This window comes from Streptomyces sp. NPDC060184 (assembly GCF_042728795.1).
Classification (GTDB): Bacteria; Actinomycetota; Actinomycetes; order Streptomycetales; family Streptomycetaceae; genus Streptomyces.
Window position 1 is genome coordinate 205,889 of sequence record NZ_JBHWYX010000004.1, and the last position, 25,676, is coordinate 231,564.

Consider the following 25,676-nt stretch of genomic DNA (forward strand, 5'->3'; position numbering starts at 1 on the left):
TACGTCATGTCCCGCGTCCAGCTCGCGCTCAACGTCGCCGATCTCGAAGCGTCCGTCGTCTTCTACTCGAAGCTGTTCGGCACCGAGCCCGCCAAGCGGCGCCCCGGTTACGCGAACTTCGCGATCGCCACCCCGCCGCTCAAGCTCGTCCTCATCGAGGGCGAACCGGACCAGGCGACCCGCCTGGACCACCTCGGCGTGGAAGTCGACAGCACCGACGAGGTCACCGCCGCCACCACCCGCCTCAAGGACGCCGGGCTCGCGACCTTCGAGGAGAACGACACCTCCTGCTGCTACGCCCTCCAGGACAAGGTGTGGGTCCACGGCCCCGGCAAGGAACCCTGGGAGGTCTACACCGTCAAGGCCGACGCCGATCAGCTGGGCAAGAGCCCCGCGCTCACGCCCGGCGGGGACGCCTGCTGCGCGGACCGGCCGGAGGACGGCGAGGCCGCGGCGGACCCTGCCGCGGTCACGCCCGCGACCACGACCGCGACCACTGCCGCGACTGCGGGGTGCGGCTGCGGCGGGTGAGGCGGCCAAGGCGCCCCACCTACTCGTGGAGCATGTCCGCGAAGCCCCAGGAGTGACCTGGAGGGTGACCGGCGTACAGGTGACAGGGGTCCTGCTGAACCGCGGGGAGCGCCCGGTCCGCCACTCCGCACGGTGGGGCAACCGCGTACGTGACACGGGTCGGCGTCGTTCCAGTACGCCCAGACGTCACCGGGCCCGAGCCCGAGATAGTCGAGGTGGTCCGCGTGGTCACCTTCGTGGTTCTGCGCGAGTTCGCAGGTCACCGTACGGGCCACGTCGGCCAGCATGTGATGGTCGGCCAGGTCCGCCCACGGCGCGCGGCGGACGTCGTTGCAGTGGAAGTACAGCCCCTCCGTCACGACGCGTCGCCCTGGTCTTCCGCGTGCTCGTCCACGGGCTCGTCCACGGGCTTGTCCAGGAGCGGGCCGACTGCCCGGTGGGCGGCCTCGTCCAGCAGGTCACCGAGCGGGTCGGTCACGTCCCAGGAGTGGCCCGGCGGGTGCCCCGGGGGCAGGGTGCACCGGTCCGCCCTGTCGGGCCGGGTGATCAGCCACGTGATGGCCCGGCACGAGCGGGACTCCTCGAACCGGGCCGGGAGACCGTCGTCCCAGTACATCCAGAGGTCGATGTCGGACCCGTCCTCCGCGCCCCCGATGAAGGCGGCGTGCTCGACGTCCTCGGCATGCTCTCCCAGCTCGCAGAGCGCGTACGCGTCGAGTAAGGAGAGGTGGTCGACGGGCTGCGCGGGCGCTCTCTCCATGGTGGTCAGGGCGACCAGCGCTTCGATCTCGGGGATACGGCGTACAGCGGTGCATTGCAGCACGAGAGGCCTCACGGAAGTGTCGTGGAAGTGTCGCTGACAGGAAGGGAGCCCCGCCCGACCCCGGGGGAGGGCCGAGCGGGGCCCGCACCCGCGCTGCGGGGACCAGTCGCAGCGGGGCGGGCCGTCCGCCCGGCCCGGGGGGGCAGGACCGGCGGACGGGGCTTTACGAGGGGGCTGAGGCTCCAGGGACTCCGTGGCTACGGCTCCGAGAAGTGCCGAACGGGGCCACCGGGATCCGACTCCCAGGGGGTCACGCGGCCACCAGGCCGTTCAGCAGAAGTTCCTCACCAGGCCCGTCACTTCGGCCAGATCCCGGACGGCCGCCCCCGCGACGGTCTCGCCCTCGTACGCCACCCCACCGGGCAGTCGCCACTCGCTCTCGCGCGGGGCCCTGGCCAGCAGTACGGCCCCGGCACGGTCGCGCACCAAGACGGTGGCGCCGACCCGCCGGACGGGAGTGGGGAGTTCGATGCAGTCGACCCGTGCCACGGGTTTCCCTTCCTCTCTGCTCACACGAGGCCGCCCCGCCGACTCCGGGGCAGCCACCGGTTCACGCGCGCTCGGCGCCCTCACAGCACGTCACCCCGACTCCGGGCGTTGCACCGGGCGTTCTCTGCGCGCAGCCGCTCTGTCGAGGTTGCCGGCCGGACGGCTCCGGGTGCGGCTTCCCATTCGAGCCCGCCGCCGAGGGGGCGCAACGACCAGTAAGGGCCCGCGACTCCCCGGAACTCGCCGATGCGGCCATCACGGCCGGTGTCCACCACCACCGTCCCGACGGCCGGCGGCGGAGAGGCGATACCAGGCGCATACACGATCGCTCCTCTCTGTAGCAGTTCCGCTACCAGGGGTGCTCAGCGTGGCCTAGTCTGTCGCCGTCTTCAAGTTTTCTTGCTCGGAGGAAAAACGTGGTCAACACACGCCCGTTAAACCCTGACGAATCTCCGGCCGCAGCGTTCGGCGCAGAACTGCGCAGCTCACGCGAAGCGCAAGGGATCAAACAGACCCATTTCGCCTTGCTCGTTGGATACTCCAATTCGCATATTTCTGCGGTCGAAACTGGTCGGAAATTGCCAACTTTAGAGTTTGCGCGAGCCGTCGACAAAGCTTTGGGATCGGGGACCAAGTTCGAACAGCTTTGCCGCTCCGTGCGGGAGCAAGCCCTCCTGGAGGGCTTCCCTGAGTACGCGGCGCTTGAAGCACGAGCTGTAGAGATCCGCCTGTTCGAGAACGGCGGCATCATGCCCGGGCTCCTTCAAACTCCGGACTACGCTGCCGCATTGGCTGACGCCGAGGTAGCACGCCAGGCCATCACAAGTGAGCAGGCGGCCGAGCGGATCGCGTTCCTTACGGAGAGGCAGACCATCCTCAAGCGCCCTACCCCACCTGTGCTCCACGTGGTGATAGACGAGAGTTGTCTGTATCGGAAGGTCGGAGGCGCCGACGTCATGCGGGCGCAGCTTGACCGACTGATCGAGTTCGCTGCCCTGCCCCGCACCATGCTGCAGGTTGCGCCGTACAGCGTCGCAGAGCGTAGACCGTTCAACCTGCCGGTTCGACTCCTGACCCTCCCCGACCGGTCCATGGTCGGATACGCGGAGAGCCAGTTCCAAGGGCACTTGGAGCGAGAGCGACGCTTCGTAGAAGGAGTGTTGACGGCCTACTATCAGCTACAGGCCGAGGTGCTGTCGCACACCGCGTCAGTGGCCATGATCGAACAGGTACGAAAGGGCAACCCGTGACGACCCCATCCCCTCGTTGGTACAAGTCCTCCTACAGCAGCAACGGCGGCGACTGTATCGAGGTCGCGGCGAACCTGCTGTCGGTACACGGCATCGTCCCCGTCCGCGACTCCAAGGACACGAGCGGCCCGGTCCTGGACATCTCCGCCAACTCCTTCGCCGCGTTCGTGGCAGGCGTCAAGACCGAAGGGTTCGCCGGCTGACCACCGAGCGACCCTGCTAACAGTGGACAGCCCCACCGTGCGTGCACGGTGGGGCTGTCCACTGTCCGACGGCCGAGTTGCGCGACGCGGGCGCGCGTCCTGACGCTGTTACCGACCTACGATCGGTTGCCATCAAGGCGCCCTCCCGAGCGGCACTCTCGGCCGTGACCAAGCAGGTGGGAGGTGAGCGCTGGTCACGGGGTCCGCATCAGGTTGCGGAGTCCGGCGACGAGGGCCGGGACGTCGCGTTCGATCTCGGCCGGGGCCGCACCCGGGTCGGCGGGTTGCGGGGCCTGGTGGGCGGTGCGGCAGGGGGCGCAGAGGCCGTCCGGGAGCGCTTCGGCGCGGGCGGGGCGCCCGCAGTCGGTGCACTCCACCAGGAGTCGGTGTACCGGGGAGCCGGGGGTGCCCGGTGCCGGGAGCGGCGGCGGGGTGGGGGTCGGGGACAGTCGGGGCGGCATCTTGTCGGTGAGGCGGCGGCGCACCAGCCCGACGGGTGAGCCGACCTGCTCGGGAAGTCCGGCGGTGAGCGCCGACGTCAGGTACCCGGCACTGACACCCCGCGCGAACCACGCGGCGGCAAGCGGCTCCAGCACCTCGCAGTCCGCAGCCGAGAGCGTCAAGCGCGGCTCGCGGAGACCGAGTTCGGCCAGGGCGACATACGCGGGTGAGGGGCAATCGGCGGCAACCGGAGGCGCACTCTGAGCCGGTGGCGTGGCAGGCGTCGCGGCGACCGGCGCAGCCTGCGGCGCCGGGGGTACCGGCAGGTCCGGGCCGGGGTCGGCCGTGGTGACCGCCTCCGACGTCCGGTCGGAGGACGGTGACCGGCCGGGGGCCGATTCGGCGGGGGACGGAGTCCGGCCGGGGGCAGATTCGTCGGTGCGCTGCTGGGGGACGACCGCGTCGGAACGGGACGTGAAGCACGGCTCGACGGAGGGTGCGCAGGGCTGCTCGGGTGCGGCGGCTGAACCTTCGAGATGGGCGGTCCACCACTCGTTGTCCCGTGCGGTGCGCGACCAGAAGGTGAGCGTCACCCACCGGCACGCGCCACCGCCCTCCGCCCGCCTGCGTACCCGCCGCAAGTGCCCGGCCACGCCGAGAGCGCGCAGAGCGGTACCGATGGCCATCTGGCCGTACAGGGGCAGGTCCTTGGCCAGCGACTTGATGTCCATCGCGGCGCCGTCGGGCAAGTGGTCGACGTAGGCGGCGACATACCGCTCCCGCTCCGACAGGAACGCGAAGTCGCGCGGTCCGGAGGCGACTTGGCCGGACACGGACCGCTTGCCGTAACCGACACTGGCCCTGCGGTACGGGCGGGAAGCTGCGGGTGCGGGCAGGGCAGGGCTAAGCTGCTGAATAGCCACGAGATCGGGTCTTTCTGCCTTGTCGATCTTTGGTGAGACCCCGGCCTGGTGCGCCAACACCGCGTCGGGGTCGATTCATTGTGGGCACCGTAAGCATGCGTTACTCTTCGCCGCAACTCGCTCACCATTAGTCATACTTGCTCGTCGTGACCAGGGTGGGAGGTAGGGGTGGTCTCCTCAACCCCCCTACCTACCTCCCGGATGAACAACACCGCTCGGATTCCGGACCTCGCATCCCGACCCCCGAATCCCGAAGCTCAAGCACCGGCACAGGCGTCAACCCGGGCACCACTCCCGTCCCTCGCACGAGTGCCAAAAGGGGATCGACGCTCGCATCCCGAGCCCCGGGCTCCGAGCGCCGGGACCGAGCCCGGGGTCAGAGACTCAAGTCGGCCTCATGACAACAGCGAGTGTCCCGGGGTGCCTTCTGCACCCGTTCGCCCCTACTCCCCCGTTCCCCGCGCCGCACGATCCACGGCCCCCGGCTCGCCGCAGGTGATCACGGACGGGGCCTGCTCGTAGGTGATCACGACCGGCGCGTTCGCCTCCGCCCGTGCACGGGCGGAGGCCGCCGCGACCTCCTCGTAGGTCCACTCCTTGTAGAACCGCTCTCCGTGGGCATCGGTGATGTCGATGACCACGCTCGTCCACTCCTCGGCGGGCTGTTCGGGGACCAGGCCCAGTTCGTACGTGGCGTCCCGGAGGAAGGATTCGGTGACGCGTACGCCGGTGAGCCGTTCGGTCAGCGCGAGGACCGCCGCCTTGCGGTCGAACCGGTCGAGGTCCGGGGCGCTCTCGTCGTGCTCCCCTTCGGGAGTCACCGGGAAGCCGACTTCCGCCAGCAGGGGCACCAGTTCGTCGGAGCCGCTGCCGTGGCGTGCCGAGGCGTCCTCGAACATCGTGCGGAGCTCACCGTCCTCGTACCAGTGGAAGAGGTGGATGGGCTTGCCGCCGTTGGTGGAGTGCACCACGACCCGGCCGCCCTCCGACAGCTTCTCCACGCTCGGCAGCCCGAGACCGCCGTCGAAGCCGAGGACAACGGTCCAGTCGCCGTTCTCGCCCGGCGCGGCGAAGGCGCCCACGACGTAGGAGTCCTCCCACTCGTCGCCATCCACCTCGTCACGGTGAGCGTCCTCCGCATCGGCCAGGCCGGCCGTGCCCTCTCCGGTGCCGCGCGGTTCCGCCTCCACCGCGCGCAGCACCTCGTGCGGACTCCGCCCCCGTATCAGGGTCAGGGTGTATCCCCACTCCAACAGCTGGTCGAAGAGGGGCGAGTTGCGGATCCAGGCGTAGTCGTGCGCGGTCACCGAGTTCATACGGCGCAGTGTGCCCGACGCCTCTGACAACGCCCGGCGCGAGCCGGTCCCTGCGGCCTGCCGCTGACGCCACTCGCCGGGAAACGACGAGCGGCGAACGGCGCACAGCGAACGGCGCACAGCGCACGGCGAACCAGCGCACTCACTCCGTGCCAACCGCACACGGCCACCGATCGCGCAACCCTCGCCCCTGGCGGTACAGCCCGCCCCTACCGGTACAGTCCGCCCATGGCAGCCAGGATCGACCTCACACTCGACTGCACGGACGCGCAGCTCCTCGCCAGGTTCTGGCGGGAGGCGCTGGGCTACGTCGACGAGCCGCCGCCCGCCCCCTTCGCGACCCGCGCGGAGTGGCTGGCCCAGTTCGACCTGCCGGACGACGAGTCCGTGGACGACGGGGCCTGGCTCTGCGATCCGGACGGTGTCGGCCCCCGCCTCGCGATCCTCAGGGTCTCCGAGCCCAAGACGGCCAAGAACCGGCTCCACATCGACATCCGGGTGCCCGGCCACGGCACGCGCGACGAGCGCTGGGCGCGCATCATGGCGGAGGCCGTACGTCTGGTCGCGGCGGGCGGGGTCGTACGCGAGGAGTTCACCGGCCACCACCTCGTCATGGCCGACCCCGAGGGCAACGAGTTCTGCGTCGCGGCGGGCCCGGCCACGACCCTCGTCTGAGCTATCGGCACTGAAACCCGCACCAGTGGGGCAACGCCCCGGTGCAGCGCCATCGGTAGGCCGCCGAGCAGTCGCCACTCGACGGCCGCCGGACCGTCGCGCCGGTGGTCGTCCTCGCCGGCGGGCGACACGGTGGGCGGCGGGCGCCTCGTGATAGCCCGGCTGGCGCGGGACGGCGTACGGCAGGTTCGGCGGTCTGCTCGCGGAATGGTCGTCCCGGCAGGTGGCGCGGCGTTGGCAACGAGTGCCTAGTGCAACGATTTCGAAACGGCTGAGGCCGTTTTGTCTCCTGCTGAGTGGATGATGGGGCATAGGTGAAGATCTTTTGACCTTTCCATGACCGGTACGTGCGTGGGAAGGTCTCTCGGGCGTGTCCTGCCGACGGTCGTACCCGAAAGGCAGTCATGCGTCGTCAACAGAACGGTGGTTGCTTGCTCTTGAGGGGGGAGAGCGCGCCGGAGTGACGTCACCCCGAGAGGGCGGCCCATGCCCGGGGCGGCTTTGTCCTGCCCGCGGGCGGGCACTGCCTCCCTCGGGAAGTTGGGCAGATCTCATGTCATGGGCTCGGGACGTCGGCAGGCGCCGTCGTCGTAGAAGACAGGCTTTGAACAGAGCCACGGCCGGGACGGCTTTTGTCTCCGCTGTGGCCCTACTTGCGGGACTGATCGGTGCGGCACCGGCCTCTGCGGCGCCTGTTCGGGAGGAGGGCGCCAGCACTCTTCAGAACGTCGCCGGAGAGGCCGTCCGGGAGGATCGTTGCCTCGCGGGCGTGGCGCTGCACTTCGGCGGTCCGAAGATGAAGGCCGAGGCCGCGAAAGGGCTCGCGGGAAGTGCCGACGAGCTGCGGACGGCCCTCGGTGACTGGATCGGCTACGGGCCGATCGGCTGGGCCGACACGCAGGACGATGACTACAACCTCGCCTACGGCAAGGAACTGGACAAGCGGGAAGCGACGCTGGAGGACGGTAACAAGCCGTTCGCTTCCAATGCTTTCTACAGCGACGAGATGGACTGGCACATCCCGGAGTTCGACACCGAGATATGGCAGTACTTCGGCATTCAGGACAATCTGGCGGACCGGCTGGGCTGGGACGGCCACACCAACGCCAGCCCCGAGGCCGTGGCCCGCGCCCGCGAGGTCGCGCAGGAGAACTACGACCGGGAGGGAAGTGCTGGATACAACGAGTGGTTCGAAGCCGACTGGCAGTTGCGCGACGAGGAGGTGTACCGGACGCGTTACTCGGGGGGCACGACGGCCAGTGATGTCGCGTTCTACCTCCGGTACGGGGGTTTCCCCACGGAGGCGCCGGCTGAGGGCTCGGCCGAGTACCGGGTCGTGGTCGAGGACCTGAAGCAGGCTTGGGCCGGCTGCAACTGGCAGAACCCGCTGGGCTCGGCAGGGGTGATGGACGGCCCGATCATGACCGCCATGACGGAGTGGGAGCTGGAGTACGCCGGGCAGGCGTCCCAGCGCGACACGATCGTCCAGGCGGAGCTGACCGCAGCCGAGGAGACCCGCGCGGCAGCGGACGACATGATCCAGGCCGTCCAGCAGGCATGGCGTGCGGACCAGATCCTGACCTGGAAGAAGGTCGTGGCTCAGGCACTCGCCAACGATCCTGAGTTCCTCTTCAAGCCCGAGCCCGAGTTGTACGAGCAGGCCGAGACCGACCTCGCCGATGCCCGGGCCAAGGCGGACGCGCTGGCGGCGTCGGCCCAGGGTCACGCTGCTGCCGCGAAGACGGCCGCGACGAACGCGACGACCGCGCAGCAGGAGGCGTGGGCGATCGCCGACACCATGAACGTGCCGCGCGGCCGGGGTCTGATGTATGCCCAGCAGTCCGTGCAGGTTGCCCGCGCTTCGGCGGCTGCGGCCGAGGCGGCTGCCAAGGCCACTGAGACGGCCCGGGACGCCACCGATGCCACGGTCGGCACCAGCCGGACTCTGACGGCGAAGGCAGAGACCGAGACGCACGCGCTCAACACCGAGTTCCGTCGGATCGCCGCGCAGGAAGCAGCCTCGCAGGCGAAGGCCGCGGCCGACAGCGCGGAGTCCAACGCCGAGGCCGCGGCCGACAGCGCGAAGGACGCCGGTACGGCCGAGGCCGCCGCGAAGGGGAAGCAGGAGACGGCCCGTCAGAAGGCGGCCGTCGCGCAGGCCCAGCGCGCCTCCGCCGAGCTGGAGTACGCCAACGCCGTCGCCTCACGGGCCACGGCGGCCCAGCAGCGGACCATCGCTGCCGAAGCGGAAACCCGCGCCACGGCACAGCAGACCTCGGCCGGTTCGGCCAAGGCGAGCGCCAAGACGGCCGCTGACGAGGCCTCAACCAAGCGCGAGGCCGCCGACGCGAAGGCGAAGGCCGCCCAGGCAGCCCGCGAGAGGGCTGCGGCGGCCCAGCAGAAGCAGCAGGCCACCGCGGCACGCGCCGCCGCCCTGGAGGCAGCCGCCTCGGCAGCCGCCGGTACGGCAGCGGCCGGGGAGACCCGCACGGCCGCCGACCAGGCGCGGGAAGCTGCTGCGGCAGCGGTCACCGCCGCCACCGCCGCCCACACCGCGGCGGACGACGCGACGGCCGCTGCGGTCTCCGCACGGTCCGCCGCGACGAAGGCCGAAGGAGCTGCCGGACGGGCCCAAGCGGACGCGGATGCAGCGTGGTCGGCGTACCTTGCCTCGACCGGTGCCGCGGCGACCGCGCGAGCTGAAGCTGCCAAGGCACTCGACGCAGCCGGCGACGCCGCCTTGCGTGCCCAGAACGCCGCCACCGCGTCGGACCAGGCATCGGCCCTGGCGAAGCGGGCCGGTGACGAGGCGGCCTCGGCAGGGATCGAGGCCGCGCAGGCCGTCGACTCCGCCGCCGTCACCGCCGGCCGGGCCTACGCCGCAGGGCAGGCCGCTCTCGCGGCACGGGACAGCGCGACCAAGGCGGTGGCCGCCGCGGCCGACGCCGTCGCACTCGGCGCGCCCTATCAGGAAAGCGACAGCGCCGCCGCGTTCGCCGTCCTGACCGGCCAGAAGTCCAAGACGGTGGCCGAGCAGCTGGCCGCCGCGGCGGAAGCCAAGGCCGCCGAAGCCGAAGAGGCCGCGCAGGACGCACAGCGCCTTGCCGAGCAGGCCGAGGACGACGTGAAGGTCGCAGCCGAGGCAGCGGCGCAGGCCGCCACGGACTCGGCGCGCGCCATCACGGCGGCGGTCGCCGCCCAGGCATCCGCTCAAGCGGCGGGCACGTCCCGGGAAGGTGCCAAGAAGGCTGCTGACACGGCCTCCGACTACGCCCAGCAGGCGGGCGACGACGCGCTCAGCGCCCAGCAGACAGCCAACAGCACCGACACGGTCGCCGGTGACGCGGACCGAGAGGCCACCGATGCCGAACGCGACGCGCTGAAGGCGAAGGAAGCTGAGGATCGGGCAGCCAAGGACGCGCAGGAAGCCAAGGACCAGGCCGAGCAGGCCGACCTGGATGCGAAGGAAGCAGAGGAGCGCGCCTCCGACGCCGACGCAGGCAGCACCGCCGCCGAGGAGGCCGCCGACCAGGCGGAGAAGGAGCAGCGGGAGCAGAACGAGCAGCAGCACCAGCAGGCCATGGAGGAAGGCGACTACCCGATTCCGGGCGGCCCCTCCTCGTGGGCCGAGCTGGGCGAGCAGCAGGAGGCCATCCTGCTGGAGAAGTGCGGCCAGAGCTGTGTCGACGACTACCGCGACGCGTACGCCGCTGTCTCCGTCCACGTGCTCGACTGGGTCGCCGCCCACGGCGGGCAGATCCTCCTGGACGACCTCGGCGTGGCCGACGTCAAGGAATGCCTGAGCTACAGCGGCGTCGAGAGCTGTCTCTGGGACCTGGTGGACATCGCCTCGTCCGCCGTCGTCGTCGGCCGGATCCCCGCGCTCGCGGCGGCGATCGACCAGGTGAGCACCGGCATCCAGCAGGTCTTCATCGACGCCGACGACGCCCTGCGCAAGCTGAGCGAACTCACCGGGTTGATCGGTACGACCCGCAGCACCCCGCGTCTGGACCGGTGCATCGCCGGCGTCGCGCTGCACGCGGGCGGCCCGGAGATGAAGGCCGAGGCCATCACGGCGCTGTCCGGCACCGATGCCGAGCTGCGTGCGGCTGTCGGTGACATCGGTTGGATCGGCGTCGGACCGCTGGGCCAGGCGCGCGAGCGTGACGTCCAGGTTTCGAACGACTACGGGGATGCCGTCGCGGCCCGTTCGGACGCCCTGGAGCGGGCCAACAGGCCCTACGCGCTGTCCGCGTTCTTCAGTGACGACATGGACCTGCACGTGCCGGCGTTCGACAAGGAGGTCTTGCAGTTCACTGCCACCCAGGAGGGAATCTCCTTCAAGCTCGGCTGGGACGGGCACAGCAACCCCAGTGCCGCGTCTGTCGCACGGGCCAGGGAGATCACCGAGGAGAACCTCGGCAAGGACTCCTGGAACGACTGGGGCGCCGATGTCATGTTGCGCGACGGCGCGGTGGACAACACGCGCTTCTCCGGCGGAACGACCGCCAGTGACATCGCTTCCTACCTCCGGCACGGCGGCTTCCTGACCGAGGCCCCGGCGAAGGACAGCCCGGAGTTCCGCGTCGAGGTCGAGAACCTCAAGCAGGCGTGGTCCGCCTGCGACAGCGCTGAGCCGAAGGACCCGCGCAGCAAGCTCTCCGCGGTGTCCGCCCAGGCGTACACCGAGTGGGAGACGGAGTACGCCGCCCAGGCCGCGCCCCGCACCCTGATCACGCAGGCGGAGGCCGACGCGTCGGCCGCCACCCGCCGGGCCACCGACAACATGATCGAGGCCGTCGGCCAGGCGTGGCGCGCCGAGCAGATCCTCACCTGGCAGCGCGTCTGGCACGACACGCTGGAGAACGACCCGGACAACCTGTTCAAGCCCAAGCAGGCGATGTTCGACCAGGCCAAGACCGATCTCGCCACCGCCCGTGGCAAGGTCACCGCCCTGGTCACCTCCGCCAAGACGAACGCTGCCACCGCGAAGACCGCCGCGCAGAAGGCCGTCGACGCGCAGGAGGACGCCTGGGCGATAGCCGACGCGGCCGAAGTCCCGCGCGGCCGGGGCCTGATGTACGCCCAGCAGTCCGTCCAGGTCGCCCGCGCCTCCAGCGCGGCTGCCGACGCCGCCGCCAAGGCCACACAGACCACGCTCCAGGCCGTCAACGCCACCGCCGAGACCTCCGCCACGCTGCTCGCGTTGGCGCAGACCGAAGCGCACGCGATGAACACAGAGTTCAGGCGCGTCGCCGCGGAGGAGGCCGCAGCTCAGGCGAAGGCGGCGGCGGACAGCGCCGACGCCTACGCGGCCTCGGCGGCGGCGAACGCAGCGACCGCCAAGAAGGCCAAGGAAACCGCTCTGGCGGAGGAGGAGGACGCACGCCAGGCCGCGGCCGACGCCCAAGCGTCGCGCGCCGTGGCCGAACTGGAGCGCGCCAACGCGGCGGCCTACCGGGCCACTGCGGAGAGCGAGCGGGACAAGGCATCCGCCGCAGAGGCGGAAGCGTCCGCGCAGGGCCAGATCGCCAGCGACGCCCGAGCCTCGGCCGAGGCGGCGGGAAGTACGGCGTCGGCCCGCAGGGGTGATGCCGAGCAGGCGGAGCGCGACGCGGTCGCCGCCCGCGACAAGGCATTGGAGGCCGAGCAACGGCGGGACTCGCTGAGCGCGAAGGCGGCGGCCCTGGAGGCCCACGCCGCGGCGGTGGACGGTACGGACGCGGCCGAGGCCGCTCGTGCCGCCGCCACCGACGCACGAGCCGCCGCCGACACGGCGACGACCGCGGCCACCAGCGCGCGTGCGGCGGCGAACGCCGCCACGGCCGCAGCCACCAACGCCCGTGAGGCCGCCACCAAGGCGCAGGGCGCGGCAGCACGCGCCAAGGCGGCGTCCGACGCCACCTGGGCCTCGTACCTGGTGGCGGTCGGCTCCGCCGCAGCTGCCCACGCCGCGGCGGCCGAGGCGATCGACGCCTCCGAGGCAGCGGCGCTCGACGCCAAGGGCGCCAAGGAACAATCGGACATCGCTTCCGCCGCGGCCAAGACAGCCAAGGAGGAAGCGACCGCGGCGCGCAGTGAGGCGCTGCAGACGGCGTCATGGGCCGCGGTCACCGCGGGCAAGGCGCTCGCGGCCGTGCAGTCGTCACTCGCGGCGCGGGACTCCGCCGCAGCGGTGATCAAGCCGGCGAACGAAGCGATCACGCTCGGCACGCCCTACCAGGAGACCGACAGCTCGGCCGCGTTCGCGACACTCACCGGCCAGCAGTCCCTGACGGTCTCCCAGCAGCAGGCAGCGGCAGCAACCGCCACGGCAGACCTGGCCGAGGGGTTCTCCGCGGAGGCGAAGGCCCTCGCCGCCCAGGCCGCGGCCGACATGAAGGCTGCGGCCGAGGCGTCGGCAGCAGCGGCGTCCGACGCGGCCCGCGCCGCCAAGGCGTACCAGCGGGCCCAGGCCTCGGCCACCCAGGCCGCGAAGGACGCGAAGCTCGCCGAGGCATCGGCGAACCGAGCCGACGGCTACGCCCAGGCGGCGGGCGCGGACGTGATGAGGGCCTGGACGGCCTCGAACGACGCCGCCACGGACGCGGCAGCGGCGGACGCCGCGGCCACCGAGGCGGAGCACGACGCCGCCTCGGCACGTGCCACCGCCACCCAGGCCGAGGAAGACGCGGCCAGCGCCCGCGACACCGCCACTCAGGCGGAGACCGACGCGACGGCGGCGGAAGAGGCGTCCGAAAACGCTTGGGACGCGGCGAACGAGGCACAGGAGGCCGCGGACCGCGCCGAGAAGGAAGGCAACAACGAGCAGATCTCGCAGGGCGTCACCACCGGAATCGAAGGGGTGTGGGGCGTCCTCGACCACATCGAGTACATCGGCGAACCGAAGAACGTCGACAAGGACAACTGCAACCCGATCATCCACATCGGCGACTGCACGATCTCGGCCGACGTCACCTACAAGTCGCACGTCGACCTGTTCATGTGCGTGGCCCTGACGGGGTCCTACTCGGGCAGCTGCCCGGAGGCGGACACCGTCTACCTCGGCACCGAGGTGTCCAAGGCCAAGACCGAGCCGATGAAGTACACGCTCACCATGGTCGAGTTCAACTCGGGCATCGATCCGATCGACATCCTGCTGGGTGACTTCATCGGCTGCGCCAAGCTGATCACCCCGGGTGTGTCGGGCGGCAGTTGGGGTGACTGCGCCTGGGCGATCGGCTGGTTCGTGGCCGGCGCGCTCTTCAAGGCGGCCAAGACCGCGGTGATCGCGCTGGATGCCTCCGTCAGGACCGGCATCAAGTTCACCGAGGCATGGCTGGCCCTCCGCTCCCTCGGCCTGGCCGAAGGAGCCGTCCAGGGCATCATCAGCCGGATCCTCCGGAAGCTCGACGAGGCGTGCAAGGCGGAGGACATCGCGACCTTCCGGGTCGTGTCGTTCTCCGTCGCCGCGGCCGGCGACGAGATCGTCAAGAAGTGCGCCGGGATCCTCGCCGACCTGGTGAAGGACGGCGACCACGTCGTCCTCGGCATCAACCCCTACTCGGACGACCTGGCCACGACCGTCGGCGGGAACACGTTCAACAACAAGGCGCTGTACGGCATCGAACTGCCGGAGAGCATGGGGATGGGCAAGCGCGCCATTTGGACCGTGGGAGTGGAGCGAGCGGTCTCCAACCCCAAGGTGGAGCTCTCGGTGACCTTGGACGGGGTCGAAGGCGCCAAGAACGCCGACGAGGCGCTGGCTCTGCTGCTGGAGAGAGGGGAGTCGATCCCGGACAGCAGCTGGAAGCTCATTCAGGACGGCGGCTACGGCACCGCGTGGGAGATGGTCAAACTGCGTGCTGCCCTCCGCATGGAGTACCGCACGTGGGACTCCATCAAGTGGTACATGACCAAGCTGGACGAGAACGGCGCGAAGGTGTTCGAGCGGGTGTACCCGAAGCGTTTGACGTACGCCAACGGAACGCCGGTCGAGTAGTGAGAGGAAGATGGTGATCATGACCGATTTCATCCGGGAGGGGCGGCTCTTCAGAGTCACCGCGTTCCTCCCTTCGCACCGGCTGCTGTTCCTGGCCAGTCAGGCCACGTTGGTGGACGGGACCACGACGAGGGTCGAGGTCTCCATCGGGCATGTGGAACTGATGTTCCTCAAGCCCCTCTACCGGAACGGGCTCCAGATACGGCGGGCGACCGCTGCCGAGTTCGCCGTGCTCAGCGAACGGCACGGCATTCCGGAAGCAAGCGCCGACTACACCTGGATGCTGGAGCGGGACGGCGACAGCTTCGTCGTCGGCGCCAATCCGAACTGGCGGGAGGCGGAGTACGAGCTGATGGGTGAACGGCAGTCCTTGTACGACGAGCCCTGGCCGCCGGACTTCCCGGTGGAATCGGGGCACGTCGACTGACCTCGTAGTGCCGTGTCCGGGGCCAAGGGTTGTTCCTTGGTGGACCGGCACGGTCTCCGTACGGGGCGACGGCAGCACGACCTCACGTGACTTCCGGGGTGAGCGGTCCCGACCGACCGCTCACCCCGGAGCAGCGCGACACCCACTGTGAACGCAGAATGCCCGGACCGATTTCACGGTCCGGGCATTCTGCGGTTTCTGTCTTTTACTTCCCTTTGTCCGAACATTTCTCAGCCGAGGGATTTCAACTGCTCCTCGACCAACTTCGCCGGAACGGCGGCCTTCTTCGCGTCCAGCATGTTGACTCCGTAGAAAGCGGCGATCACACCGCCGCGCCGCACGACCGTGTAGGTCGTGGGAATCGTCTGGTCGGAGACGGCGGTGGTGATGTCGTAACTGACCGCTTCGTCGCCGAGGTCCGGGTCACCGAGCCGCTTGACGGCCTTGTAGGCCAGGCCGAGCGTCTTGAAACCCTTCGGGCATTCCTTCAACGCGGTGCGGAGGTCGTTCATGACCTGCTTCGCGTTCTTCTCGGAGTGCGAGGCCAGCCACATGGAGCCGACCGTCGCGTTCTTGGCGTCGGTGGGTGCCAGCGAGCGGTGCACGAGGCTCACCGGCTCGATGCTGGTGGTCCCGCCCGCCAGGCTGGCCAGGGGCTGGCACTCCTTCTTGTCGGCCTTCATGTCCAGGCCGGCTGAAACCTCCGCCTCGGATACCTTCTTCATCTCGTACCCGGCGGTCTTTCCGGAAAGAGCCGCCTTCTCCAATTCGGCGGGCGGGACGGCACCTATCTTCTTGGCGTTCTCTATGGCCTTTTCGTCGACCTCGCCCTTCTTGCTCGGGGACTCCTTGTCAGCGGCTGCGGGCTTCTTCTCCGCGTTCTTGTCGTGCGTGTCCGCGCTGCAGGCCGAAGCCAGCACGAGAACGGGCAGGACGATTGCGGCCGAAAGGACTCTACCGACGAACACCAATGTCTCCTGGAAATTTTCAGATTGCGAACACAGGTGAAAATATCCTAGCGAAAGGCGATCTTGCCCTGGGTAACAATTCGACGTCGAAAAGTAAGTGACCGTGGCCTTCGCCTGGACATCAGGATGACGAAGACAAAGCGCTGCAGGCAGCGGTTGCGCGATCGCTCCGCAGAAAGGCCACCGAACAGCTCCGGCGCGGTTGCCGACAGACGCGCGGACTTGCCAACCGTGCCGCCTCGTTCCATTCCGGCGCCGATCGTGACCCGTAGCGCGGCTGGTCCGGGCGCTCGGGCGCGGGAGCCGGGACCGGTGTCACGAGCGTGGTGAGGCCCGCGCGTTCGACAGCGAGGCTCTGGAGCGCCCGGGCCCGGGCCGCGTCCCTGAAGGTCGCCGCACGTTGCTGGGCGGCGGATTGGGCGCGGTACTCCTCGAGGGCCCGGCGGCCGTCGCCGAACAACTCCTCCGGCTCGCGGGCCTGCGCGCGGATCTGCCGCTCGACGGCGGCCCGGACCTTCGAGTCGGTACTTCGTCGGCCAGGTGGCGCGGTGGGCAGCAAGCGCATGGCGGTAGCCGTCCGGAGCGGGACGGCGTACGGCAGGTCCGGCGGCCACCGCCGGCGGGACCGGTTCGGCTGCCACGACGGGACCGGCCGTGCGGTTGCCGTCTACACAGCCAGTTCCGGACTTGCGGTTTACCCGAAGGGGTGGCCCCTGCACACGAGCAACCTCCCGCTCTCGGTGCTGCTCACCTTGGTTTGGACACGGCACAGCGCCGGGCGAGCAAGGTTTGGACTACCGCTTCACGGGCGCCCGTCGCCAGGACCTCACGGAGCCGGGCACGGTACGGCGGTGAAGGCGGTGAACCGCAGTTCGGTGTTGTCGCCGCGCACCCCCACCCCGCCGGGGCCGGTGAGCGCCCCGGGGGCGGTGTCCACGGCCTCGGCGACGGTCCGGCCGTCGACGAGGAGCCGCAGGCGGACGGTGGCCTCGGCCGTGGTGCGTACCCGTCCCTCGACGGAGTGCCAGGTGTCGTACGGGATCGCGCAGTGCGCCTGCGCGAGGGTCGTGTACGTGCCCTCCGTGCCGTCGGGGGCGTCGGGGGCGTCGGGCGGCAGGCACTTGCGCTTGATGACGACCAGGCCGTCGCGCCGCCGGAAGCTCAGCGCGTACAGCTCTTGGGGGCTGCGGTAGCGGAGCCAGAGGTGTCCGCCGTCCCAGTCCGTCGCGGGGGTGCGGGCGGTGGTGCCGGGGGGCCGGAGCAGGACCCGGGTGCGTACGACGGTGTCCGCGAAGTCCCGTCGTACGGTCACCGCGCGCAGCACCGAGGAGCCGGTGTGCAGCCGGGAGAGCGGGTCCGGGGAGAGCCCGTCCGGGACTCCGCTCCAGGCGTCTCCCCGGTCCGCGAAGAGCGATCCGCTGGTGACCGTCCAGTCGGGGTGGGTGCGGGCGTCGGCGGCACCGGGGTGCCGGTGGGCGTACTCGTTGGTGATCAGGCCGGAGCCGTGGAACACCGCGAGGAAGGCGGGGGCGTCCGGAACCCCGCAGGTGAGCGAGGTGTCGTCGCCCCGCGCCGGGGCCGGGGCCGGGAGGGCCGTCTCGGCGTCGGCGTGACGGGCGTCCGCGCCACGCGATGCCCCGTTCCCCGCCCGGCTCCCCCCGGCCCCCGCGCCGGTCTCCGACGGGCCCGCGGCCGGGGGCGCGTCGGTGAGCGGCAGTACGCCCGTCGTGGCCGCGAGCCCGAGCCCGACCACCGCGCGGCGGCTGTACCCGGGGGCGGGCCCGCCCTGCCGCCGACGGCTCACCGCACCCCCGCCGCCGGGGCTGTCCCGGTCGCCGTGCCCGTGCCGGCGCCCGGCAGCGCGGCGACGCGGAGGGAGGCGAAGCGGGGCCACTCCCCCTCCGCGTCGCCGTTGCGGACGTTGAGGGCGAGGCCGCCCCTGCCGTTCCCGCCGGTGGCACGCCGCTCGGTCCAGTCGATCCGGAAGCGCCCGTCGACCACGACCTCGGTACGGTCGCCCCGCACGGTGACGCGCACCCGGTGCACGGCGTTGTCGTGGAGCGTGCGCCGCGCGACTTCGGTCCGCCGGGCCCCGGTGCCCGCGAAGAGGCTGACGTAGCTGTGGCTCAGGGACACCGTGAGGGGTGCCAGGCTGCCGTCGCGCACGACGATGCCGACGTCGTTCGTCGCCTCGCGCAACCGGTCGATCGTCGCGTCCACCGTGTAGTCGGTCCAGTCCGCCGTGGCGACGGGCCGGTAGTAGGCCCCCGCGTACCCCGTCCTCCCCGGATAGGGCCCCCGGCCGGTGAAGATTCCGACACCGCCCCGGACACCCCGGGCGCCGTGGCCCATGGGCTCCCAGCGGGCCGGGTCCTTCAGCGGCTCGGGGCAGGCGCCCGGCGGCACCGCCGTCCAGAGTTCCAGTCCGGCGCGGAACGCGGAGAGGTCCGTCTCCCGGGTGATCTCCATGCGCCGTACCTCGCCCGCCGCCGCGGCGCGCCGTCCGGCGGGGAGCGGCCGGTCGGAGCTGTTCGTCAGGACGGCGGCGAACCGGCCGGCCAGCTCGCGCCGGAGAAAGCCGACGGAGTCACGGGAACCGACGGGCCCGGACGCCCCGGACACCCCGGACACCTCCGACAGCTCGGAGACCTCGGACGCCTCGGAGAAGGGGTACGCGAAGAGGCGTGGCCGGGGCAGTCCGTGCCGGGCCATCTCCGCGAACGAGGTGTCCAGGTCCCCGGTGATCCTCGCCCGGTACTCGTCCTCGCGTTCCGGCCGCCGCTCGCCGGGCAGCCAGAGGCGGCTGGAGAGCGCCGACGCCCGCGTACCCGCCGCGTCGACCGCGCCCCGCCGGTGCTGGGCGTGGGTGTGGTCCTCGAAGTCCCACCGGCCGGTGGCGGCCATGCGCCCGATCTCCTGCCAGGAGAGGTAGTACGGGCGGTGGCGGCCCACCGAGCCGGTGATCAGGAACACCGCCGCGTGCATCCGGTACTTGGCGAGGATGCGGTCGGCGTGCACCCAGAGTCCGTGGGTGCCGTCGTCGAAGGTGAGATAGACGGACCGCCGGGCGGGCGGGGCTCCCCCGGCCAGGTAGCGGACGAACTCCTCGGTGGTCAGGCTCCGGTAGCCGGCCCTCGTCAGGGCGGCGAGCTGCGCGTCGAAGTCCTCGGGCGTCACGGTGTACTTGCCGCGTCCGCCGGGCCCGACGTCGTGGTAGGCCAGCACGACGGGGGGCGCCGCCGCGTCGGCGGGGGAACCGTCCGCCGCGCCCGCCGCCGGTCCGGGCACCCCTGCGGCGGGCGGCGCGGCCTGCGGGCTGACCTCCCGGCGGTGGGTTTCGTACCGCCACACCGCGTAGAACGGCAGGGCGACCAGCGCCAGGGCGAGCAGCCCGAGCAGGGCCCGAACCCCCGCCGCCCGTACGGAGGCCGGGGCGCCGCCGCTCACGTCAGGTCTCCCCGGAACAGCACCAGCAGGTAGAGCGCGAGGACCGCGCAGGCGGTCAGGGCCCCCGCCAGCAGCCGGGCCGCGCGCCGCACCGCACCACCGTCGGGCGCCGCCGGGTCGCCCGTGCCCGCGCCGCCCCGGTTCGCCTCGCCCAGCCGCCAGCCGCTGGACCTCCGGTCGCCCGCCCTCATGTCGCGCTCCTCGACCAGATGCCGCGGCGCACGGTGAGCAGGGAGTACGGGAGCAGCCAGGCGAGGACCAGCGAGGAGAAGAGGCTCATCAGGGGGCGGTATCTCCAGCGGGTGTCACCGGGGTGGTCGGCCCGGTAGGCGAGGCCCCAGACGCAGCCCTTGAGCAGGACACCGCAGACGTAGAGGAGGGAGAGGAGGTACGCGCCCTGGAGGGGGGCCCGGAGCAGGTGGAGGAGGGCCATCAGCGGCGCGGCGAGCACCCAGAGCACGTGCCCGTAGAAGAGGACGGCAGGTCCGGGACCCCGGCGCCACATGAAGGAGCCGGTGAAGAAGAGGTTGCGGATGAAGCTCTTCTTCCAGCGGACCTGCTGGCGCATCAGAGGGAGGAACCGGGACGGGACGTTGGTGCGGACGTGGGCCGACCGGACGTAACCGACCCGCCAGCGGCGTTCGGGGTGGTCCTCGTCCGCGACGAACGGGGAGTCGCGGTAGCGGTCCTTGAGGGACCGGCCGATCCAGGCCTGCCCGAGGACGTACCCGGTCAGCTGGCGGTCGGTGGCGAAGCGGAAGGGGGCCCCCAGGAAGCGGTCCCCGGCCCAGGCGGGCAGGTAGTTGACGATCGCCTCCCGGCGGAAGACGGCGAGCGGCCCGGAGACGCAGGAGACCGAGCCGACGGAGGACTCCGCCGCCTTGGCGATCCTGAACTGCCCCTCGTACCAGACGTCTTGCACGCGCGTCAGGAGGGACACGTCCGCGTTGAGGGCCCGGCAGTGGCCGCTGACGGCGCCGAGGTCCGGGTGGCGGGCGAGGGCGTCCACGCAGCGGCGGAGCGCGTCGGGCGCCAGTACGCAGTCGGAGTCGGTGAAGGCGATGATCTCGGCGTCCGCCTGCCCGGCCGCGGCGACCAGGGCGTGCTTCTTACCGACGTTCTCGTCCAACAGCAGGACGGTGATGCCGAGTTCGTCCCGCAGCTGGATCAGGGTGTCGCGGGTCCCGTCGGTGGAGAAGTCGTCCACCACGATGATCCGCACCCGCGGGCAGTCCGAGGCGGCCATGGAGCGCACGCACGCCTCGATGGCACCGGCCTCGTCCTTCACCGCGAGCAGGAAGTCGACACGCGGGCGGGCGGGGAGCGCCGGGAAGCCGGGGTCGGGCTCCCGGGGGCCGGAGGTCGTCGAAGGGTCCTCGTACCGGCTGTAGGCGAGGTAGAGCACGGTGATGGTGCCCGCGAGGACCACCAGGCCGTACGCGGGCGCGGTGTCCAGGCGCGGCAGCCGGAACGCCTGGCGGGCCAGGAGCACGGTCAGGGGCATCAGGCAGAGCAGCACGAGCAGGCGGCGCACCCCGCGCCGGGCCCCGGAGAACGCTCCGGCGTCTCGCCGGGTTCCGTCGGCGGGGGCCCGGGCGGCGGGGGTCCGGTCGGCAGGGTTGCGGGCGGCGGGGGTCCGCGGATCGGTGGGGGTCCGGTCGGCGGACGGCCGGTCGGCGGGGGCCCGATCGGTCAGGGTCATGCCGGCGCCACCACCGGTCCGGCAGGCCCGTCCGTCCGGAGCGCGGCGTCCGTCCGGGGCGGCACGTCCGTCCGGAGCGGGGCGTCGGCCCCGGCGGCGCGGTGCGCTCCGGCCCCGGCGGACGGCCCGCCGGCTGCGGACGCGGAGGCATGCGCCCATCCGGCTCCGGACGGGCCCGCGGCTCCGGCCGCGCCGCCCGCCCGGTACGTACCGGCGGTTCCCGGCCCTCTGCGGTCCTGGGAGATGTCCAGCACCGTGTGTTCGGGGCCCAGCCGGCTCAGGTCGGTGCCGGGGTGCAGGGTGTGCAGCACCACCAGGTCCCACCGCTGTTCCCACGGGTCGGCGAGGCCGGTCAGCGTGGCGCCGCGCAGTTCGGCGCGTGGCACCAGCGGGTCCGTGAAGGCGACCGTCGCGCCCCAGTCGGCGAGCAGCCCCATGATCTCCAGCGCCGGGCTCTCCCGCAGGTCCGCGACGCCCCGCTTGTACGCGATCCCCACCAGCAGCACGCGGGCCCCGGCGACCGGAATTCCCCGTGCGGCGAGCTTCGCCGTGATGAGCCCCGCCATACGCCCGGGGCGTTCCGCGATGGCCCGCATCGCCGCGTCGACGACCGGCGAGGGAATCCGCTCGGCCCTCAGCTGCCAGAGCAGATAATGCGGATCGCAGGGAATGCAGTGACCGCCGACTCCGGGGCCCGGATAGAAAGGCATGAAGCCGTACGGCTTGGTCGCCGCGGCGTCGATCACCGCCCGGGGATCCAGGCCGAAAACCGCGCAGTTGTCGGCCAATTCGTTCGCCAGCGCGATATTGACGGCTCGGAACGTGTTCTCCCAGAGTTTCGTCATCTCGGCGGCTTCCGGACTTCCGACCGTGTGGACCGAGGGCGAGATCCGGGAGAGGACCGCCGCGGCCGAGACGGTGGAACGGCGTCCGGCGCCGCCCACGACGCGCGGAGTGAGGTCCTGGCTGTGGCCGGCGCTCCCCGGGTCGATCCGCTCCGGGGCGAACGCCACGAAGACATCGGTCTCCACCCTCATCCCCCGTGCCGCCAGCGGCGCGAGCAGCAGGTCCCGGGTCGTGCCCACGTAACTGGTGGAGGTGAGCACCAGCAACTGGCCGGGCACCGCGTACGCGACCGCCGACGCGCAGGCCGCGGTGAGCATGGTGAGGTCCGGCACCTGGTGGGGGTCGACGGGGGTGGGGACGCAGATCAGCACGGTGTCGGCCCAGGCGGAGGCCCGGGGGTCGTCCGTCAGCAGGAAGGCCGCGTCGAGCAGGGCGTCCGCCAGGCGTTCCCGGTCCCGGGGCGCCAGGTCCACGGAGCCCGCGCGGATGTCGCGCAGCCGGTCCGCGCTGACGTCGATGCCGATGACCCGTACCCCGGACGCCCGCAGCGCCAGGGCCGTCGGCAGCCCGACGTACCCCAGTCCGATCACGGCGACGGCCCGTCCGTGGCGTTCCGTCCGGGACAGCGGTACGCGGAACGGAGTGCCGTCCTCCGGCGCCGGATCGGGGCCGGGCCTCGGAGCCGAACCGTCAATGGCGTTCGCCTGCGGGGGCGTTGGGGAATTCGGGGCGGGTTCGACACGCCCCTGTGCGGGAACGTCTCCCACCGGGTCGGAGGATGCCGGATGCTTCGGCCCGGAGTTCGCCCCCGGCTCGTCCGGATTCTGATGTCGTCCTGTCGCCACGGAGGAATCGTGCCCGATTCGTCACGAAAGACAGGGATGGACACGACGCGGGAGCGTAATCGGGCCTTTTCCGCTACCCGTTCGCGTACTCATCATTTCAATGGCGTGCCCGTCAAGGGGAATTGGAATGCTCCCGGCCATTCGACGTTGAGATGATCAGAAGACCGTATGGGCCGGGTCGCACCGACGGGCCGTCACACCTTCGATCCCGCCCGCCGGGCGCCCCCGCACGCCCCCGCACGCCCCCCGTGGAGCCGACTCACCCCCCACACCGCACCCTCCGCGCGCGGGCCACGCCCGGGGCCGTTCCGCGACCCCCCGGACCCTCCGCGGCCTCCCGTCCGATACCCGGAACGCATGGCTCGTTATGAGCCATGCACCCCCACCGTCTCAGCACGTGAGCCGGAGCCCCGGAGCCCCGAAAATTTCGAACAAGCCGCCCAGGGCCGTACACCGCCGTTCTCCGTGGTTACGGCGCCGGACGGCCGGCGGATGTCCACGCGGCCAAGATCGACGAAACGTCCGCTTAACGAACACCGGCCACCCGGCAACGGACGAGTTCTGGCCAAATCGTTGACGCGCTCCTGACAGGGGCCCGCCGCGACTGTCACTCTTCCGTCGTTCCGCGCACCGCCTGCACTGCCGACCGGGCCACTGCCCGCCGGTACCCCCCTCGCAGAAGGAGTCCGCGTGAGACTCACGCACAGCCGTCGCACCACCGCGACCGGCGCACTGATAGCCGCGGCGGCCCTGGTCGCCGTGGGAGTCACGTCGCCCTCGGCGACCGCCACCCCCGCCTCCGCCCCGGCGGTCTCCCCCGCCCTGGGCAAGGTCAACTCGGGGGCGCTGCCCGCGGCACTCTCCCCCGCCCAGCGCGCCGCCCTGATCTCCGCGGCCGACGCGGACAAGGCGACCACCGCCAAGGAGCTCGGGCTCGGTTCGACGGAGAAGCTCGTCGTCCGTGACGTCGTCAAGGACGCCGACGGCACGGTGCACACCCGTTACGAGCGCACCCTCGGCGGGCTGCCGGTCCTCGGCGGCGACCTGGTCGTCACGTCCAGCGAAGCCGGCGCCACCGAGTCCGTCGCCAAGGCGTCCCCCGCCACCAGCGCGCAGCTGAAGGCCGTCGGCACCGTCGCCGGCATCGCCCCGGCCGCCGCCGAGAAGCAGGCGCTCACCGCGGCCTCGGCCGACGGCTCGAAGGCCACCGCCGCGAGCCAGGCCCCCCGCAAGGTGGTCTGGCTGGCGGACGGCACCCCGAAGCTCGCCTTCGAGACGGTGGTCGGCGGCCTCCAGGAGGACGGCACCCCCAACGAGCTGCACGTCATCACCGACGCCGCCTCCGGCGCCAAGCTCTTCGAGTGGCAGGGCATCGAGACCGGTACCGGCAACACGCAGTACAGCGGCACCGTCACCCTCGGCACCTCGGGTTCCTCGGGCTCGTACAACCTGACCGACTCCACGCGCGGCGGTCACAAGACGTACAACCTGAACCACGGCACGTCCGGCACCGGGACGCTCTTCTCCGGCGCGGACGACGTCTGGGGCAACGGCGTCGGCACCAACACCGAGACCGCCGCCGCCGACGCCCACTACGGCGCCGCCGAGACGTGGGACTACTACAAGAACGTCCACGGCCGCACCGGCATCAAGGGCAACGGCGTCGCCGCCTACTCCCGCGTCCACTACGGCAACAACTACGTCAACGCCTTCTGGACCGACAGCTGCTTCTGCATGACGTACGGCGACGGGTCCGGCAACGCCGCCCCGCTGACCTCGCTCGACGTCGCGGCCCACGAGATGTCGCACGGTGTCACCGCCGCCACCGCCGGCCTCGTCTACAGCGGTGAGTCCGGTGGCCTCAACGAGGCGACCAGCGACATCTTCGCGGCGGGTGTGGAGTTCTACTCCAACACCACGGCCGACCCGGGCGACTACCTCGTCGGCGAGAAGATCGACATCAACGGCGACGGCACCCCGCTGCGCTACATGGACAAGCCGAGCAAGGACGGCGGGTCGTACGACTCGTGGTTCTCCGGCATCGGCAGCTCCGACGTCCACTACTCCTCGGGCCCGGCGAACCACTTCTTCTACCTGCTCTCCGAGGGCAGCGGCGCCAAGACCGTCAACGGCGTCTCCTACAACTCGCCGACCTCGGACGGCCTCGCCGTGACCGGTATCGGCCGGGACAAGGCGCTGGCGATCTGGTACCGGGCGCTCACCACCAAGTTCACCACGACGACCAACTACGCCTCCGCGCGTACCGGCACCCTCGCCGCCGCCGGTGAGCTGTACGGCACGACGAGCGCCGAGTACACCGCCGTGGCCAACGCCTGGGCCGCCATCAACGTCGGCTCCCGCCCGGGCGGCACGACGCCCGGCACCGGGACCGTCTTCACCAGCAGCACCGCCGTCTCGATCCCGGACAACGGCGCCGCGGTGACCAGCTCGCTCACCGTCTCCGGTGTCACCGGCAACGCCCCGAGCACCCTCCAGGTCGGCGTGGACATCACCCACACCTGGCGCGGTGACCTGGTCGTCGACCTCGTCGGCCCGAACGGGACCTCGTACCGGCTGAAGAGCTCCTCGTCGAGCGACTCGGCCGACAACGTGGTGGCGACCTACACGGTCAACGCCTCGGCGCAGGTCGCCAACGGTGTCTGGAAGCTGAAGGTGCAGGACGTCGCCTCGGGCGACACCGGCAAGATCAACAGCTTCAAGCTCACCTTCTGACCCGCCCGGCCGGACCGGTCACCGACCGGTCGGCCAGGGACCGGCCCGTCACACCCCGGCCGGTCACGCACACCGG

Annotated in this window: 18 protein-coding genes; 7 read left to right on the top strand and 11 right to left on the bottom strand. The window is 71.3% G+C overall.

Annotated features, from left to right (window positions below; all coding sequences use genetic code 11):
* Positions 1-6 precede the first annotated feature (6 nt).
* Positions 7-531, top strand: a complete 525-nt coding sequence (locus ACFWEE_RS04985; RefSeq protein WP_386886424.1) for an ArsI/CadI family heavy metal resistance metalloenzyme — start codon at positions 7-9, stop codon at positions 529-531.
* 355 nt (positions 532-886) lie between these two features.
* Here ACFWEE_RS04985 and ACFWEE_RS04990 read toward each other — a convergent pair whose 3' ends face one another.
* From ACFWEE_RS04990 to ACFWEE_RS05000, 3 genes are all read right to left on the bottom strand, one after another.
* Entirely contained in the window at positions 887-1,366 is a 480-nt protein-coding gene (locus ACFWEE_RS04990; RefSeq protein WP_386886426.1) for a hypothetical protein, read from the bottom strand.
* A gap of 258 nt (positions 1,367-1,624) precedes the next feature.
* Positions 1,625-1,843, bottom strand: a complete 219-nt coding sequence (locus ACFWEE_RS04995; protein ID WP_386886428.1) for an NUDIX domain-containing protein — start codon at positions 1,841-1,843, stop codon at positions 1,625-1,627.
* An 80-nt stretch (positions 1,844-1,923) separates the two neighbouring features.
* Positions 1,924-2,169, bottom strand: coding sequence for a hypothetical protein (locus ACFWEE_RS05000; protein ID WP_386886484.1), 246 nt, complete (start codon positions 2,167-2,169; stop codon positions 1,924-1,926).
* A 90-nt stretch (positions 2,170-2,259) separates the two neighbouring features.
* Between ACFWEE_RS05000 and ACFWEE_RS05005 the strand changes: the two genes are divergently transcribed.
* Both ACFWEE_RS05005 and ACFWEE_RS05010 read left to right on the top strand, forming a co-directional pair.
* Entirely contained in the window at positions 2,260-3,093 is an 834-nt protein-coding gene (locus tag ACFWEE_RS05005; protein ID WP_386886429.1) for a helix-turn-helix domain-containing protein, read from the top strand.
* On the top strand, positions 3,090-3,296 hold the full coding sequence (locus ACFWEE_RS05010; RefSeq protein WP_386886431.1) for a DUF397 domain-containing protein: 207 nt from the start codon (positions 3,090-3,092) through the stop codon (positions 3,294-3,296). The genes ACFWEE_RS05005 and ACFWEE_RS05010 overlap by 4 nt, the downstream gene beginning before the upstream one ends.
* Positions 3,297-3,490: 194 nt before the next feature.
* Here the strand turns inward: ACFWEE_RS05010 and ACFWEE_RS05015 are convergent, their stop codons facing one another.
* Positions 3,491-4,660 (bottom strand): MarR family transcriptional regulator, encoded by a 1,170-nt coding sequence (locus tag ACFWEE_RS05015; RefSeq protein WP_386886433.1) that lies wholly within the window; start codon positions 4,658-4,660, stop codon positions 3,491-3,493.
* A 443-nt stretch (positions 4,661-5,103) separates the two neighbouring features.
* Positions 5,104-5,976, bottom strand: a complete 873-nt coding sequence (locus tag ACFWEE_RS05020; RefSeq protein ID WP_386886435.1) for a DUF6461 domain-containing protein — start codon at positions 5,974-5,976, stop codon at positions 5,104-5,106.
* Between the two features lie 228 nt (positions 5,977-6,204).
* Between ACFWEE_RS05020 and ACFWEE_RS05025 the strand changes: the two genes are divergently transcribed.
* The 3 genes from ACFWEE_RS05025 to ACFWEE_RS05035 all read left to right on the top strand — a co-directional run bounded on the left by ACFWEE_RS05025 (position 6,205) and on the right by ACFWEE_RS05035 (position 15,059).
* Complete coding sequence (locus ACFWEE_RS05025; RefSeq protein WP_386886437.1) at positions 6,205-6,651, top strand: VOC family protein; 447 nt, start codon at positions 6,205-6,207, stop codon at positions 6,649-6,651.
* A gap of 769 nt (positions 6,652-7,420) precedes the next feature.
* Positions 7,421-14,632, top strand: a complete 7,212-nt coding sequence (locus ACFWEE_RS05030) for a polymorphic toxin type 27 domain-containing protein (RefSeq protein WP_386886439.1) — start codon at positions 7,421-7,423, stop codon at positions 14,630-14,632.
* Between the two features lie 19 nt (positions 14,633-14,651).
* Positions 14,652-15,059, top strand: coding sequence for a hypothetical protein (locus tag ACFWEE_RS05035; protein ID WP_386886441.1), 408 nt, complete (start codon positions 14,652-14,654; stop codon positions 15,057-15,059).
* A gap of 230 nt (positions 15,060-15,289) precedes the next feature.
* Here the strand turns inward: ACFWEE_RS05035 and ACFWEE_RS05040 are convergent, their stop codons facing one another.
* The 6 genes from ACFWEE_RS05040 to ACFWEE_RS05065 all read right to left on the bottom strand — a co-directional run bounded on the left by ACFWEE_RS05040 (position 15,290) and on the right by ACFWEE_RS05065 (position 22,612).
* A complete protein-coding gene (locus tag ACFWEE_RS05040; RefSeq protein ID WP_386886443.1) occupies positions 15,290-16,027 on the bottom strand; it encodes a hypothetical protein in 738 nt (245 codons plus the stop codon).
* Positions 16,028-16,853: 826 nt separating this feature from the next.
* Positions 16,854-17,831 (bottom strand): hypothetical protein, encoded by a 978-nt coding sequence (locus ACFWEE_RS05045; RefSeq protein WP_386886445.1) that lies wholly within the window; start codon positions 17,829-17,831, stop codon positions 16,854-16,856.
* Positions 17,828-19,474: a polysaccharide deacetylase family protein gene (locus ACFWEE_RS05050; protein WP_386886447.1), complete on the bottom strand. Its 1,647-nt coding sequence runs from the start codon at positions 19,472-19,474 to the stop codon at positions 17,828-17,830. The genes ACFWEE_RS05045 and ACFWEE_RS05050 overlap by 4 nt, the downstream gene beginning before the upstream one ends.
* On the bottom strand, positions 19,471-19,665 hold the full coding sequence (locus ACFWEE_RS05055) for a hypothetical protein (RefSeq protein ID WP_386886449.1): 195 nt from the start codon (positions 19,663-19,665) through the stop codon (positions 19,471-19,473). The genes ACFWEE_RS05050 and ACFWEE_RS05055 overlap by 4 nt, the downstream gene beginning before the upstream one ends.
* Entirely contained in the window at positions 19,662-21,176 is a 1,515-nt protein-coding gene (locus ACFWEE_RS05060; RefSeq protein ID WP_386886451.1) for a glycosyltransferase, read from the bottom strand. The genes ACFWEE_RS05055 and ACFWEE_RS05060 overlap by 4 nt, the downstream gene beginning before the upstream one ends.
* Positions 21,173-22,612, bottom strand: coding sequence for a nucleotide sugar dehydrogenase (locus tag ACFWEE_RS05065; protein ID WP_386886453.1), 1,440 nt, complete (start codon positions 22,610-22,612; stop codon positions 21,173-21,175). The genes ACFWEE_RS05060 and ACFWEE_RS05065 overlap by 4 nt, the downstream gene beginning before the upstream one ends.
* Before the next feature lie 945 nt (positions 22,613-23,557).
* On the opposite strand from ACFWEE_RS05065, the gene ACFWEE_RS05070 reads away from it, so the two are divergent.
* Positions 23,558-25,600 (top strand): M4 family metallopeptidase, encoded by a 2,043-nt coding sequence (locus tag ACFWEE_RS05070; protein WP_386886455.1) that lies wholly within the window; start codon positions 23,558-23,560, stop codon positions 25,598-25,600.
* Positions 25,601-25,676: the final 76 nt, after the last annotated feature.